The organism is Pseudomonas sp. LBUM1658 (assembly GCF_059716055.1).
On sequence record NZ_CP166798.1, the window covers coordinates 5,930,189 to 5,942,534 of the forward strand.

Sequence of the window (12,346 nt, forward strand, 5' to 3'; positions counted from 1 at the left end):
TGCCGACTCCAGCTCGCAGACGTTTCACGGGGCGGGCAGTTTACCCCCCGCCAGCCTCTGTGCTCAACGCGCGCGTACGGCCCCGGTGTGCAGATCGGCCCAGACATGCCCGTTGGCGTAGCTGAGGAACTGGCAATAGACCGTGTCATTGCGCAGTAGATCGATGATTACCCGGTACTGGGCCATCGGGTAATACAGGGTCAAGGTCTTGGTCTTTTCGTCGAACACCGGCTTTTTCAGGCTTTTGCTTTCGCCATCGAAATTAACCAGCACCTGATTGATTGCCGCACCCTTGTTCAGCGGCTTGCCCTTCAAGCGGATCAACACGGGTGAAGTCACCGGGATCGGCTGCTGATTGGATTGACGCTGACTGCCGACCACTACCGAGTATTCGGTGACCTGCAGCAGCTGCTGGTGCTCAGGTTGGGCATCCCGTAGGGTTAGATCGTCTGGTGGCAGGAACTGCGCGTGCATCGGCGCTGGCGCGGCCTGCAGCGGCAGGCAGAGTGCCATCAACACAGCGGCGCAACTGCGAATCAAAAGGCTCATGGCGGGCTCCGGACACATGGCCGAGCACTCTAGCATGGGGCACAGCGCAGCAATCAATCGAACTGCGCGCGCATCCAGGCCTGATACTCGACCACGCCCGCTTCGCCTTCGCGCGGCGCCCAATGCGCCAGCTCGCCTTCGCCCACCGGTCGGTAAGGTCCGGATTTGCATTCGAACATCAGGCTGTCGGCTTCCAGCACTACCAGGCCGTGGAACACACCCGGCGGCAAGTCCACGCCCAGGCAATCGCCGCCTGCCTGCAGCACGCGCTTGCTCAATACCTGACCCGACTCGTCGAAAATCAGCAGGCCGAGGCGGCCCTTGAGGACCAGCAGGGTTTCGGCCTTGTCGGCACTCAGGTGCCGATGGGGCGGGATGTAGGTCGAGGGTTGCAGCCCCACCGCCATCCGGTGGCACGGCTCTTCCATCTGGTGGAAGTTGTGATGCTGCCGGCCACGCGGGTTGGCCGCGGCTTTCTCGGCCAGTTCGCTGAATAATGATTGGTCGAGAAAGCTCGGGGTTGCCATTTCTTACATTCCTTTGACGGCGAAAATGCCGTTCGCATTGCGCCAGTAGCCTTTGTAGTCCATGCCGTAACCGAAGATATAGCGGTCGATGCAAGGCAGGCCGACGAAGTCTGCTTTCAGGTCAGGACGAGCCTTGCGGTCGTGATCCTTGTCGATCAGTACAGCGGTGTGCACTGCGCTGGCGCCGGCATGTCTGCAGAAGTCGACGATCGCCCCCAGGGTATGACCTTCGTCGAGGATGTCGTCGATGATCAGTACATCACGGTCGATGAACGAGACCTCCGGCTTGGCTTTCCAGAACAGGTCGCCGCCGCTGGTTTCATTGCGGTAGCGGGTCGCGTGCAGGTAGGACGCTTCCAATGGGAAATTCAGGTGGGTCAGCAGTTTGCCGGTGAAAATCAGACCGCCGTTCATCACACAGAAAACCACTGGATTGCGCTCGGCCAGTTGATCGTTGATTTGTGCACCGACACGGGCGATGGCCGCCTCGACTTCAGCTTCGGTGTACAGGCAGTCAGCCTCTCGCATGATTTGACGGATATGCTCGAGATCAGCGGACATGGCGCTCTCCAGGGGGGTGGCGGATTCGGAAAAGCGGGCAAAGGTACGCATCCGGCGCAGCGAGATCAAGCCTTTGTGGACTAACGTACAGCATGTCTATAGGACAACACCCTCGGATAGATTAATCTAGGCCGGTTTTTTTGCCCGCCGCCGGAGCCATTCCCTATGCCCATCCGTGAGATCCGCCATCCGCTGATCCGCCACAAGCTCGGCCTTATGCGCCGCGCCGACATTAGCACGAAGAACTTCCGTGAGCTCGCTCAGGAAGTCGGTGCCCTGCTCACCTACGAGGCAACTAAAGACCTGCCGCTCGAGAGTTACGACATCGAGGGTTGGGCCGGTACCGTGTCCGTTGAAAAGATCGCTGGCAAGAAAATTACCGTGGTGCCGATCCTGCGCGCCGGTATCGGCATGCTTGAAGGTGTTCTCAGCCTGATTCCGGGCGCCAAGGTCAGCGCCGTGGGCGTAGCCCGCAACGAGGAAACCCTGGAAGCCCATACCTACCTGGAGAAACTGGTTCCGGAAATCGACGAACGCCTGGCAATGATCATCGATCCGATGCTCGCCACCGGCGGTTCGATGGTCGCCACCATTGATTTGCTGAAAAAGGCCGGCTGCAAGGATATCTGCGCCATGGTGCTGGTTGCCGCTCCCGAAGGCATCGCTGCCGTCGACAAAGCTCACCCCGACGTGACTATCTACACCGCGTCCATCGATGAGCGCCTGAACGAACACGGTTACATCATTCCTGGCCTGGGTGATGCCGGCGACAAGATTTTCGGTACCAAGCAGAAGGACGCGTGAGCATGCAGAACGAGTTCAACGACCCGCTCTGGCGCACGATTTTATCGGGTGCACAGATGCTGTTCGTGGCGTTTGGCGCGTTGGTGTTGATGCCGCTGATTACCGGCCTCGACCCCAACGTCGCGCTGTTCACGGCGGGCCTGGGGACTCTGCTGTTTCAACTGGTCACCGGGCGTCAGGTGCCGGTGTTCCTGGCTTCGAGCTTTGCCTTCATTACCCCGATCATTCTCGCCAAAGGCCAGTTCGGCCTCGCCGCGACCATGGGCGGGGTGATGGCGGCGGGTTTCGTTTATACCTTTCTGGGTGTAGCGGTGAAGATCAAGGGCACCGGATTCATCGACCGCCTGCTGCCACCCGTGGTGATCGGGCCGGTGATTATCTCCATCGGCCTGGCCATGGCACCGATTGCCGCCAACATGGCGATGGGCAAGGCCGGCGACGGCACTGAGCTGATCCCCTACCAGACCGCCATGCTGATCTCGATGCCGGCGTTGCTGACTACCTTGATCGTCGCAGTCTTCGGCAAAGGGATTTTCCGCCTGGTGCCGATCATCTCCGGCGTGCTGGTGGGCTTCGGCATGGCGTTCTTCTTCGGTGTGGTCGATACCGCGAAGATTGCCGCTGCGCCATGGTTTGCGCTGCCGCACTTTACCGCTCCGGAGTTCAACTGGCAGGCGATTCTGTTTATCGTTCCGGTGGCGCTGGCGCCGGCCATCGAACATATCGGCGGAGTGATCGCGGTCGGTAGCGTGACCGGGCGTGATTACCTGAAGAAACCCGGCCTGCACCGCACCCTGTTCGGTGATGGCATCGCCACCACCGCCGCCGGGCTCCTCGGCGGCCCACCCAACACCACCTATGCCGAAGTGACTGGCGCGGTGATGCTGACCAAGAACTACAATCCGAAAATCATGACCTGGGCGGCGATTTTCGCCATCAGCCTGGCGTTTGTCGGCAAGTTCGGTGCACTGCTGCAGAGCATTCCAGTGCCGGTGATGGGAGGGATTCTCTGCTTGTTGTTCGGCTCGATCGCCGCGGTGGGGATGAACACCATGATTCGCCATAAAATCGATCTGGGCGAAGCGCGCAATCTGGTGATTGTGTCGGTGACCCTGGTGTTCGGGATTGGTGGCGTGCTGGTGGGTACCGGAACCGGCCCGGATGACTTCGGCCTCAAAGGCATCGCCTTGTGCGCGGTGGTGGCGATCGGGTTGAATCTGCTGTTGCCCGGCAATGACAGCTGGAAGCACAAGAAGGCGGATGAGTCGTTGCTGTAACCGACACAAGCAGGTCCCCTGTGGCGAGGGGGCTTGCCCCCGCTGGGTCGCGAAGCGGCCCTAAAACCTGCAATCACATTTCGTCAGGCACACCGCAACCACTGGTTTTACGACTGCTGCGCAGCCGAGCGGGGGCAAGCCCCCTCGCCACAGGTCTGCATTTACAAGGCTCTCGGCGCCCGCTCGCACAGCGCATTCAGCGCCACTGCCCATTCAGGGTGGTCATTCAGACAGGGCACCAGCACCAGCTCCTCGCCCCCTGCTTCGCGAAACTGCTCACGCCCGCGATCGCCAATCTCTTCCAGGGTCTCGATGCAATCGGCGACGAATGCCGGGCACATCACCAGAATCTTCTTCACGCCTTGGGCTGCGAGGTCCTCAAGCCGCGCTTCGGTGTAGGGTTCGATCCATTTCGCCCGGCCCAGCCGCGACTGGAACGACACTGACCACTTATCCTCAGGCAACCCCAGGCGCTCGGCAAAGGCCCGGGCCGTGCGCAGGCACTGGCCGCGATAACAGGTCGCGACGACCTCTGGCGGAGCATCGCGGCAGCAATCGCCCCCGCCTTCGAAACTGTGCCCGGGATTGAGCTTCTTCAGATGCCGTTCCGGCAGGCCATGGAAACTCAGCAGCAGGTGATCGAAATCCTGCTGCAGATGCGGCTTGGCACTGGCCACTAGCGCGTCCAGGTATTCCGGCTGGTCGTAGAACGGCTGCAGTATCGAGAACTGAATATCCAGCTTTTTTTCCCGAACCACCCGCCGGGCCTCTTCGATCACCGTGGTCACGGTGCTGTCGGCAAACTGCGGGTAAAGCGGCGCCAGGGTAATTTTCTTGTGGCCTAGGGCGGCCAGACGGGTGAGCGTCGTCTCAATCGACGGCTCGCCGTAACGCATTGCCAACTCCACCGGGCCCTGAGTCCATTGCTCGGTCATCGCCTGTTGCAGGCGCTGGCTGAGGACCACCAGCGGCGAGCCCTCCTCCCACCAGATCGACGCGTAGGCATGGGCCGACTGCTCAGGGCGCTTGATCAGAATAAGCGAGACCAGCAAACGCCGCACCGGCCATGGCAGGTCGATGACGTAAGGGTCCATCAGAAATTGATTGAGGTAGCTGCGCACGTCAGCCACCGAGGTGGAGGCCGGCGAACCCAGATTGACCAGGAGCAACGCGTGATCGGTCATGCAACGTCCTTTCAAAGGCGGCTGGATAAATCGTCCAGGGCCGCACGTAAATCAGTGAACTGAAAAATAAAACCCGCCGCCAACAACCGCGTCGGCGTGGCCCGCTGGCCACCCAGCAACAACAGAGACAACTCACCAAGGGCAACCCGTAAAACCAGGGTCGGGATTGGCACTATCGCCGGTCGGTGCAACACGCTGCCCAGGGTTTGGGCAAACTCGCGATTGCGTACCGGCTTGGGCGCGCAGGCATTATAAGGACCGCGGGCGTCTTTCTGATTCAGAAGAAAATCAATCAGGCCGATTTGATCCTTGATATGTATCCACGGCATCCATTGCCGACCATTGCCGATAGGCCCGCCCAGCCCGAGCTTGAAGGGAATTAACAGCCGCGACAAAAAGCCGCCCTCGGCGGCCAGCACCAGCCCGGTGCGAATCAGCACCACGCGAATGCCCATGGCCTCGGCGCGTTGCGCGGTCTCCTCCCAGGCAATACACAACTGGCTGGCGAAATCTTCATTGATCGGCGGCGATTCCTCGGTCAGCTCACGCTCGCCACCATCGCCGTACCAGCCCACCGCCGAACCGGAAATCAGCAGCTGTGGTTTTTGTTCGCGGCTACCAAGCCAGGCGAGCAGGGTTTCAGTCAGGCTGATCCGGCTGCTCCAGAGCAAAGTCTTGCGCTTGTGGGTCCAGGGCCGACTGGCAATCGGTGCACCGGCAAGGTTGATCACCGCATCCAGCGGCTCGGCGCCGAACGCCTCAAGACTTCCGATTCCGCGGACCTGGGCACCGCAAAGTTTTGCCACCTGATCCGGTCGACGACTCCATACAGTCAAGCGATGACCTTGAGTCAACCAGTGTCGGCAGAGCTGACGTCCTATCAAACCAGTACCGCCGGTCAGCAATATGTGCATGACGACTTCCTCGCGTGGCGTTTTACCCTGTCCATTAGTCTATTTTTATAAGCAGGGATCTTTTCAATCGGGCAGGCTCTATGGTTAACAATAGGACAACCTACCTGGAACAGCTTGCAAGACCGCCCACGCAAAAAGCTATACCAAAAAACAATATTGTACAGGTTTCAACCACGGCGTAGTCTGTACAGAAGGTAAACGAGGCCCCTATGACTGTACCTATCGCAATCATCGGCACCGGCATCGCCGGTCTTTCAGCCGCCCAGGCACTTCGCGACCTCGGGCATGAGGTACAACTGTTCGATAAAAGTCATGGCAGCGGCGGACGCATGTCGAGCAAGCGCAGTGACGCTGGCGTGCTGGACTTGGGGGCGCAGTACTTCACCGCGCGTGACCGCCGCTTCGTCACCGAAGTCCAGCGCTGGCAAGCCAGGGGCTGGGTCGCCGAATGGACTCCGCTACTCTATAACTTCCACGGCGGCCAGCTGACCCTTTCCCCGGACGAGCAGACTCGCTGGGTCGGTACGCCACGCATGAGCGCCATCACTCGCGCCCTGATCGGCGACCTGGAAGTGCATTTCGGCTGCCGTATCACCGAGGTCTACCGTGGCGAGCAGCATTGGCATCTGCAAGATGCCGAAGGCTTCACCCACGGCCCATTCAGCCATGTAGTGATCGCCACTCCAGCCCCTCAGGCCACCGCCCTGCTGGCGGCCGCGCCAAAACTGGCGGGTGCCGCTGCCAGCGTGAAAATGGAGCCGACCTGGGCCGTCGCCCTGGCCTTCGAAACACCGCTGGATACCCCGATGGAGGGCTGCTTCGTGCAGGACAGCCCACTCGACTGGCTGGCTCGCAACCGCAGTAAGCCGGGGCGCGACACCACCCTGGACACCTGGGTGCTGCACGCTACCAGCAGCTGGAGCCGGCAGCATATCGACCTGCCGAAAGAGGCCGTCATCGAGCAACTGCACGGCGCTTTCGCCGAGTTGCTGCACAGTGCCATGCCCGCTCCGACCTTCAGTCTTGCCCACCGCTGGCTCTATGCCCGGCCGGCCGGCACGCATGAATGGGGCGCCTTGGCCGATGCCGATCTGGGCCTGTATGTGTGTGGCGACTGGTGCCTGTCCGGACGCGTCGAAGGGGCCTGGCTCAGCGGCCAGGAAGCCGCCCGCCGCTTGCATGAACACCTGCAGTGAATCGCATCAACCCGATCAAATTGCTGCTGTCGAAATGGACAGCAGCCCATCCGCGAAACCGCGAAACCGCGAAAAACATTTTCTGGCGCCCCCTGAAAACCTATACAAATAGTTTGACTTGTACACCTTTGAATCTATGATGAATTAAGTTGTACGGATAAACGAGTCTGTACAGACCTGGATCAGAGGTTCCCCATGCCCTGTGACGTTACTGCGGCCCGACCGAAAATCGCTGTCAGCGCGTGCCTGATGGGCGCCGAAGTCCGCTACAACGGCGGGCACAAGCAATCGCAGCTGTGCAGTCGCACCCTTACGGATTATTTCGACTGCATCGCGGTCTGCCCGGAAGTCGCTATCGGCCTCGGTATTCCCCGCGAGCCTATCCGTCTGGTGGGTGATCCTCAGCACCCACAGGCCATTGGCACGGTTCACCACCAGCTCAATGTCACCCAAACCTTGGCTGATTACGCGGCAAAAATGGCCGGCGAATTGCACGACATCTGCGGCTACATCTTCATGCAGAAGTCGCCTTCCTGCGGCCTGCACCGGGTAAAGGTCTATGGGGACAACGGCATGCCGATTGATCACGGTGGTCGTGGGATCTATGCCCAGACGTTTTGCGCGCTGCATCCCGACCTGCCGGTAGAAGAAGACGGCCGCCTGAATGATCCGGTACTGCGGGAAAACTTCCTGACTCGGGTTTTCGTCTATGCCGCCTGGCAGCAGTTGCTCAAGGAAGGCTTGAGCCGCCGCCGACTGATCGAATTTCACTCTCGCTACAAATATCTGCTCATGGCCCATAACCCGGTGCAATACAAAACCCTGGGCAATTTGCTCGGTAACATGGGCAAGTCCGACCCCAGCGTGCTCGGCCCACGGTATTTCAGCGAGCTGATGACGGCGCTGAAAAAATGCGCCACCCGCCGCACCCACACCAATGTGCTGCACCACCTCAGCGGCTACCTCAAGCAAACCATCAGCGCTGAAGACAAGCAGGAAATGCAACAGGTCATCCGCCAGTACCTTCGCGGCATCGTGCCATTGGTGGTGCCCTTGACGCTGTTCAAACACCATCTGCGACTGCACCCCGATCCGTATGTCGCACAGCAGGTGTACCTGCAACCGCACCCGGAAAACCTCAGCCTGCGCAATGCGATCTAGCCCATGACCAAGCCCGACACTCCCGCCAACGATGAACCCGGCGCCGGCTACCAACAGGCGCTGGAAGACAGCTGGCTGCCGATTCGCGAAGTCGCCCGTCAGACCGGTGTCAATGCGGTCACCTTGCGGGCCTGGGAGCGTCGCTATGGCTTGATCGTGCCGCAACGCACACCCAAAGGGCACCGGTTGTTCTCCAGCGAACATGTGCAGCGCATCTTGATGATCCTCACCTGGCTCAACCGCGGTGTGGCGGTCAGTCAGGTCAAGCAGCTGCTGGACACGCCACAGGCATCCGTCGAACCTGCCGAAAACGATTGGCAGACCTTGCGCCGAAGCCTGCTGCAGGCGATCAGCCAGTTGGCCGAACGCCAGATCGACGACGCCTTCAACCAGGCGATGTCACTCTACCCGCCGCGAACCTTGTGCGAACAACTGCTGATACCGCTGCTGGCCGACCTCGAGCAGCGCTGGCAGGGCCAGTTCGGCATGCAAATGGAACGGGTGTTTTTTTATTCCTGGCTGCGTAGCAAGTTCGGCGCGCGGATCTACCATAACAATCGCCAGTTACGCACAGCGCCGCTGCTGTTGATCAACCACTCGGACCTGCCGCTGGAGCCTCATCTGTGGCTAACCGCCTGGCTGGTGAGCAACGCCGATTGTCCCGTGGAAGTCTTCGACTGGCCCCTGCCCGCAGGGGAACTGGCGTTGGCCGTCGATCACCTGCAAGCCCGTGGCGTACTGCTTTATTCGAGCAAAGCGATAAATTTGAGCCAGCTGATGAAACTTCTGAATAGCGTCAGATGCCCAAAAATCATTGCCGGACCAACGGTGTGCATTCACTATCCCGAGCTGTCCGTGAAAACCGCAGGAATAGCTGACTTGTTCCTGGCCGAAGATCCTTTGTCGGCTCACCAGGGACTGGTTCAACGTGGGCTTATTTAAGGTTTTTTCTGGAATGACCATGCACTTGATCTGGCTGCGCAGCGATCTGCGCGTACATGACAACACTGCCCTCTCGGCCGCGGCGGCGAGTGGCCCGACGGTAGCGGTGTATGTGTTGAGCCCGAAGCAATGGCTGGCCCATGACGACGCTCCGTGCAAGGTCGACTTCTGGCTGCGCAATCTACGTGAATTGAGCAACGCCCTTGGTGAATTGAATATCCCCTTGCTGATTCGCCATGCCAGTACCTGGGACCAGATGCCGCAGGTAATACTCGATCTATGCCGGCAACAGGGGATCGAAGCGGTTCACGCCAACGAGGAATACGGCGTTCATGAAAGCCAGCGAGATGTGGCCGTCGATAAAGTACTGCACGCCCATGGCATCAGCTTTCACAGCTACCTCGATCAATTGCTGTTCCAGCCCGGCAGCGTGCTGAGCAAGACCGGCAGCTATTTCCAGGTCTTCAGCCAGTTCCGTAAAGTCTGCTACGCCCGCCTGCACAGTGCGCTACCACGACTGATCGGCGCACCCAACGTCCAGTTGTCGCTAAACATCAGCAGCGATCCGGTGCCATCCCAGGTAGCAGGCTTCGCGTCTCCCAACGAGACGTTGCGCCAGCTCTGGCCTGCGGGTGAAACCGAGGCTCGGCGCCGCCTCGAGCGTTTTGCCGAACAGCAGATCGACTACTACAAAACCGAGCGAGACTTTCCGGCCAAACCTGGCACCAGCCAGTTGTCCGCGTATCTGGCCGCCGGGATCATCTCGCCACGCCAGTGCTTGCACGCCGCCTTGCAAAGCAATCAGGGTGAATTTGAAAGCGGTAATGAAGGCACCGTGACCTGGATCAACGAACTGCTCTGGCGGGAGTTCTATAAACATATTCTGGTGGGTTACCCAAGAGTTTCCCGGCACCGCGCATTTCGCCCGGAAACCGAAGCCCTGGCCTGGCGCCATGCCCCTGATGAGCTGGCCGCCTGGCAGCAGGGGCGGACCGGCTTGCCGATCATCGACGCAGCCATGCGCCAATTGCTGGAAACCGGCTGGATGCACAACCGGTTGCGCATGGTGGTGGCGATGTTTCTGACCAAGAACCTGCTGATCGACTGGCGCGAAGGCGAGCGTTTCTTCATGCGCCACTTGATCGACGGCGACCTGGCGGCGAACAACGGCGGCTGGCAATGGAGTTCGTCCACCGGCACCGATTCGGCGCCGTACTTCCGCATCTTCAACCCGCTGAGCCAGTCAGAAAAATTCGATGCGCAAGGGCTGTTCATCAAGCACTGGCTGCCGGAACTGACCGAGCAAAACAACAAAGATATCCACCACCCGGCTGCCAGGGGTGGGTTATTCGGTGGGCCCGACTACCCACCGCCGATGGTCGATCTGGGCCAGTCTCGTCAACGGGCACTGGCCGCGTTCAATAGCCTGCCGTCGCGACAGGCTGCGGGAGCCGGACATGAGTGATTTTGAAAGGAGAATGGGATGAGTCGTCCACGCCGTATCTGGCTGACCGGCGCCGCCAGCGGAATCGGTGCCGCGCTGGCTGAGGAATTGCTCAAGTCAGGGGCGCACCTTGCCCTCAGTGCACGCGCGGTCGCGCCACTGCAAGCGCTGTCCACGCGTTTTCCGGGGCAAGTGCTGTTGGTACCCGGCGACCTCACCAACAGCCAGCAGGTGCGGGAGATTGGTGAACGCATCGGCGAGGCCTGGGGCTCGCTCGACAGCCTGATCCTCAATGCCGGCACTTGTGAATACGTCGATGCCAGGCAACTCGATAGCTCAATCATTGAACATGTGGTGCGCACCAATCTATTGGCCAGCAGTTATTGCATCGAAGCCTCCCTGCCCCTGTTACGGGCCGGGAACAAACCGCATCTGGTGGGCATCGCCAGCTCAGTGACCTGGCTGCAGCTGCCGCGAACTGCCGAAAATGGCGCCTGCAATACCGGCCTGCGCTCGCTGTTCGAATCGCTGCGCATCGATCTGGCACCGCAAGGCATTGACATCACCGTACTGAGCCCGGGGTTCGTCGATACGCCATCAATCGAGGAAAATGACCTACCCATGCCGCAGAACTGGCCGCTGGAACTGGCCGCAAGGCATGTCCTGGAGGAAATTCGCAGTCGCCCGCCGAAAGTCGCTTTTGCGGCATTGAGCATGGCCGGATTCTGGCCGCTGCCGAAGTAGCCGCAGCGAGAAGTGTGATCGGCAAGCACAGGAGCGCGTGACGGCGTCCGTCTGGCCTTTCACACAACAGTGGCTCACTGCCTTACACTGCATGGCTATGATCAATATTCCCCTCATCGAGATCGCCGAACCGGCCGTCACCTGCTCCACGTGCGCGGCCTGCTGCTGCCAACTGGAAGTCATGCTGATCACCGACACCGGCGTGCCCGAACGTTTTATCGACACGGACGATTGGGGTGGGGAAGTCATGCTGCGCCTGGATGACGGCTGGTGCGCCGCGCTGGATCGCAACAGCATGATGTGCACCATCTACGAGAAACGCCCGCTGATCTGTCGGGAATTCGAGATGGGCGCGCCAGAATGCATCAACGAACGACAGGGGATTGCGACGGCGTATTGCTGAAGGCGAAGTTACCCGAGTACTAATGCAGGAGCGAGCTTGCTCCCACATTAAGTGCTTACAACGCCATCGTGTAATGCAGCGCGTAACTCTCTATGCCGTCGTTGGGGCTGGTGAGACCGGCGTTGGAGTAGTGAGTCGCGCGAACGCCGACTTCATGCCCACCGGCAAAGCGCAGGCCGAAACCGATGCGATCTTCGAACTGAAAGGCCGACCCCAGGTTATTGTTCTCCACCTCGGTTTCGGCAAACAGCGCAATGCCCACCCCTAATTCGATATAAGGTTTGACGGTTTCACCGGCAAACTCATACACAAATACCGGCGAAATCGACAGGCTGTGATTACTGGAGGTTTTGTCACCATCCCAAAAGGTGTAGGCACCGTCCCAGTAGCCCGTCAGACGGCCGACACTACTCTGTAGCCAACTCTTATCCCAATCCAGTTGCATACCCAGGCGGTAGGTCATCGTCGACTCACCAGTCTGGCCCACTGCGAACTCGACACCCGCAGCCTGTGCCGAAAAACTGTGCCCCAGTATAACGGTCGCAATGGCGGCCAGACAGAATAGTCGCTTCATGAGAAACATCCTTTCGCGAACGTTTTTGTATTGTTCTTGTACTACTCAACAGACTAGCTATAGAAG

14 protein-coding genes and 1 pseudogene are annotated in these 12,346 nt (G+C 59.8%); 9 read left to right on the forward strand and 6 right to left on the reverse strand.

Going from position 1 to position 12,346, the window contains the following annotated elements:
* Window positions 1-63: 63 nt before the first annotated feature.
* The 3 genes from ACA064_RS27425 to ACA064_RS27435 are packed head-to-tail and all read right to left on the reverse strand — an operon-like array spanning window position 64 to window position 1,637.
* Complete coding sequence (locus tag ACA064_RS27425) at window positions 64-549, reverse strand: hypothetical protein (protein WP_497670925.1); 486 nt, start codon at window positions 547-549, stop codon at window positions 64-66.
* A 53-nt stretch (window positions 550-602) separates the two neighbouring features.
* Window positions 603-1,076, reverse strand: a complete 474-nt coding sequence (locus ACA064_RS27430; RefSeq protein WP_497670926.1) for a WbuC family cupin fold metalloprotein — start codon at window positions 1,074-1,076, stop codon at window positions 603-605.
* 3 nt (window positions 1,077-1,079) lie between these two features.
* The gene (locus ACA064_RS27435) at window positions 1,080-1,637 is read right to left on the reverse strand and encodes a hypoxanthine-guanine phosphoribosyltransferase (RefSeq protein ID WP_497670927.1); all 558 of its coding nucleotides are present in this window, start codon (window positions 1,635-1,637) and stop codon (window positions 1,080-1,082) included.
* 165 nt (window positions 1,638-1,802) lie between these two features.
* On the opposite strand from ACA064_RS27435, the gene upp reads away from it, so the two are divergent.
* Entirely contained in the window at window positions 1,803-2,441 is a 639-nt protein-coding gene (gene upp, locus ACA064_RS27440) for a uracil phosphoribosyltransferase (protein ID WP_497670928.1), read from the forward strand.
* A gap of 2 nt (window positions 2,442-2,443) precedes the next feature.
* Entirely contained in the window at window positions 2,444-3,718 is a 1,275-nt protein-coding gene (locus tag ACA064_RS27445) for a uracil-xanthine permease family protein (RefSeq protein ID WP_497670929.1), read from the forward strand.
* Window positions 3,719-3,879: 161 nt separating this feature from the next.
* Here the strand turns inward: ACA064_RS27445 and hemH are convergent, their stop codons facing one another.
* Window positions 3,880-4,902, reverse strand: coding sequence for a ferrochelatase (gene hemH / locus ACA064_RS27450; protein ID WP_497670930.1), 1,023 nt, complete (start codon window positions 4,900-4,902; stop codon window positions 3,880-3,882).
* 11 nt (window positions 4,903-4,913) lie between these two features.
* Entirely contained in the window at window positions 4,914-5,816 is a 903-nt protein-coding gene (locus ACA064_RS27455; RefSeq protein ID WP_497670931.1) for a TIGR01777 family oxidoreductase, read from the reverse strand.
* A gap of 209 nt (window positions 5,817-6,025) precedes the next feature.
* Here ACA064_RS27455 and ACA064_RS27460 point away from each other — a divergent pair, with 209 nt between their 5' ends.
* The 7 genes and pseudogenes from ACA064_RS27460 (at window position 6,026) to ACA064_RS27490 (ending at window position 11,706) form a co-directional block, all read left to right on the forward strand.
* Window positions 6,026-7,012, forward strand: a complete 987-nt coding sequence (locus ACA064_RS27460; RefSeq protein ID WP_497670932.1) for an NAD(P)/FAD-dependent oxidoreductase — start codon at window positions 6,026-6,028, stop codon at window positions 7,010-7,012.
* Window positions 7,009-7,077: pseudogene (locus tag ACA064_RS27465) on the forward strand (TIGR02450 family Trp-rich protein); the annotation flags it as partial. The gene ACA064_RS27460 and the pseudogene ACA064_RS27465, both read left to right, overlap by 4 nt.
* A gap of 130 nt (window positions 7,078-7,207) precedes the next feature.
* Window positions 7,208-8,173, forward strand: coding sequence for a 2-thiouracil desulfurase family protein (locus ACA064_RS27470; protein WP_497670933.1), 966 nt, complete (start codon window positions 7,208-7,210; stop codon window positions 8,171-8,173).
* 3 nt (window positions 8,174-8,176) lie between these two features.
* Entirely contained in the window at window positions 8,177-9,115 is a 939-nt protein-coding gene (locus ACA064_RS27475) for a MerR family transcriptional regulator (protein ID WP_497670934.1), read from the forward strand.
* Between the two features lie 19 nt (window positions 9,116-9,134).
* Entirely contained in the window at window positions 9,135-10,580 is a 1,446-nt protein-coding gene (phrB, locus tag ACA064_RS27480) for a deoxyribodipyrimidine photo-lyase (protein ID WP_497670935.1), read from the forward strand.
* Window positions 10,581-10,598: 18 nt separating this feature from the next.
* Window positions 10,599-11,303 (forward strand): SDR family NAD(P)-dependent oxidoreductase, encoded by a 705-nt coding sequence (locus ACA064_RS27485; protein ID WP_497670936.1) that lies wholly within the window; start codon window positions 10,599-10,601, stop codon window positions 11,301-11,303.
* Window positions 11,304-11,400: 97 nt separating this feature from the next.
* A complete protein-coding gene (locus ACA064_RS27490; protein ID WP_497674344.1) occupies window positions 11,401-11,706 on the forward strand; it encodes a YkgJ family cysteine cluster protein in 306 nt (101 codons plus the stop codon).
* A 55-nt stretch (window positions 11,707-11,761) separates the two neighbouring features.
* Here the strand turns inward: ACA064_RS27490 and ACA064_RS27495 are convergent, their stop codons facing one another.
* On the reverse strand, window positions 11,762-12,280 hold the full coding sequence (locus ACA064_RS27495; RefSeq protein WP_497670937.1) for an acyloxyacyl hydrolase: 519 nt from the start codon (window positions 12,278-12,280) through the stop codon (window positions 11,762-11,764).
* Between the last annotated feature and the right edge of the window lie 66 nt (window positions 12,281-12,346).

What these genes read in the sequence shown, in the direction of transcription:
- ACA064_RS27425 (WP_497670925.1), bottom strand. Translation starts at nt 549, where the DNA reads ATGAGCCTTTTGATTCGCAGTTGCGCCGCTGTGTTGATGGCACTCTGC.
- ACA064_RS27430 (WP_497670926.1), bottom strand. Translation starts at nt 1,076, where the DNA reads ATGGCAACCCCGAGCTTTCTCGACCAATCATTATTCAGCGAACTGGCC.
- ACA064_RS27435 (WP_497670927.1), bottom strand. Translation starts at nt 1,637, where the DNA reads ATGTCCGCTGATCTCGAGCATATCCGTCAAATCATGCGAGAGGCTGAC.
- upp (WP_497670928.1), top strand. Translation starts at nt 1,803, where the DNA reads ATGCCCATCCGTGAGATCCGCCATCCGCTGATCCGCCACAAGCTCGGC.
- ACA064_RS27445 (WP_497670929.1), top strand. Translation starts at nt 2,444, where the DNA reads ATGCAGAACGAGTTCAACGACCCGCTCTGGCGCACGATTTTATCGGGT.
- hemH (WP_497670930.1), bottom strand. Translation starts at nt 4,902, where the DNA reads ATGACCGATCACGCGTTGCTCCTGGTCAATCTGGGTTCGCCGGCCTCC.
- ACA064_RS27455 (WP_497670931.1), bottom strand. Translation starts at nt 5,816, where the DNA reads ATGCACATATTGCTGACCGGCGGTACTGGTTTGATAGGACGTCAGCTC.
- ACA064_RS27460 (WP_497670932.1), top strand. Translation starts at nt 6,026, where the DNA reads ATGACTGTACCTATCGCAATCATCGGCACCGGCATCGCCGGTCTTTCA.
- ACA064_RS27470 (WP_497670933.1), top strand. Translation starts at nt 7,208, where the DNA reads ATGCCCTGTGACGTTACTGCGGCCCGACCGAAAATCGCTGTCAGCGCG.
- ACA064_RS27475 (WP_497670934.1), top strand. Translation starts at nt 8,177, where the DNA reads ATGACCAAGCCCGACACTCCCGCCAACGATGAACCCGGCGCCGGCTAC.
- phrB (WP_497670935.1), top strand. Translation starts at nt 9,135, where the DNA reads ATGCACTTGATCTGGCTGCGCAGCGATCTGCGCGTACATGACAACACT.
- ACA064_RS27485 (WP_497670936.1), top strand. Translation starts at nt 10,599, where the DNA reads ATGAGTCGTCCACGCCGTATCTGGCTGACCGGCGCCGCCAGCGGAATC.
- ACA064_RS27490 (WP_497674344.1), top strand. Translation starts at nt 11,401, where the DNA reads ATGATCAATATTCCCCTCATCGAGATCGCCGAACCGGCCGTCACCTGC.
- ACA064_RS27495 (WP_497670937.1), bottom strand. Translation starts at nt 12,280, where the DNA reads ATGAAGCGACTATTCTGTCTGGCCGCCATTGCGACCGTTATACTGGGG.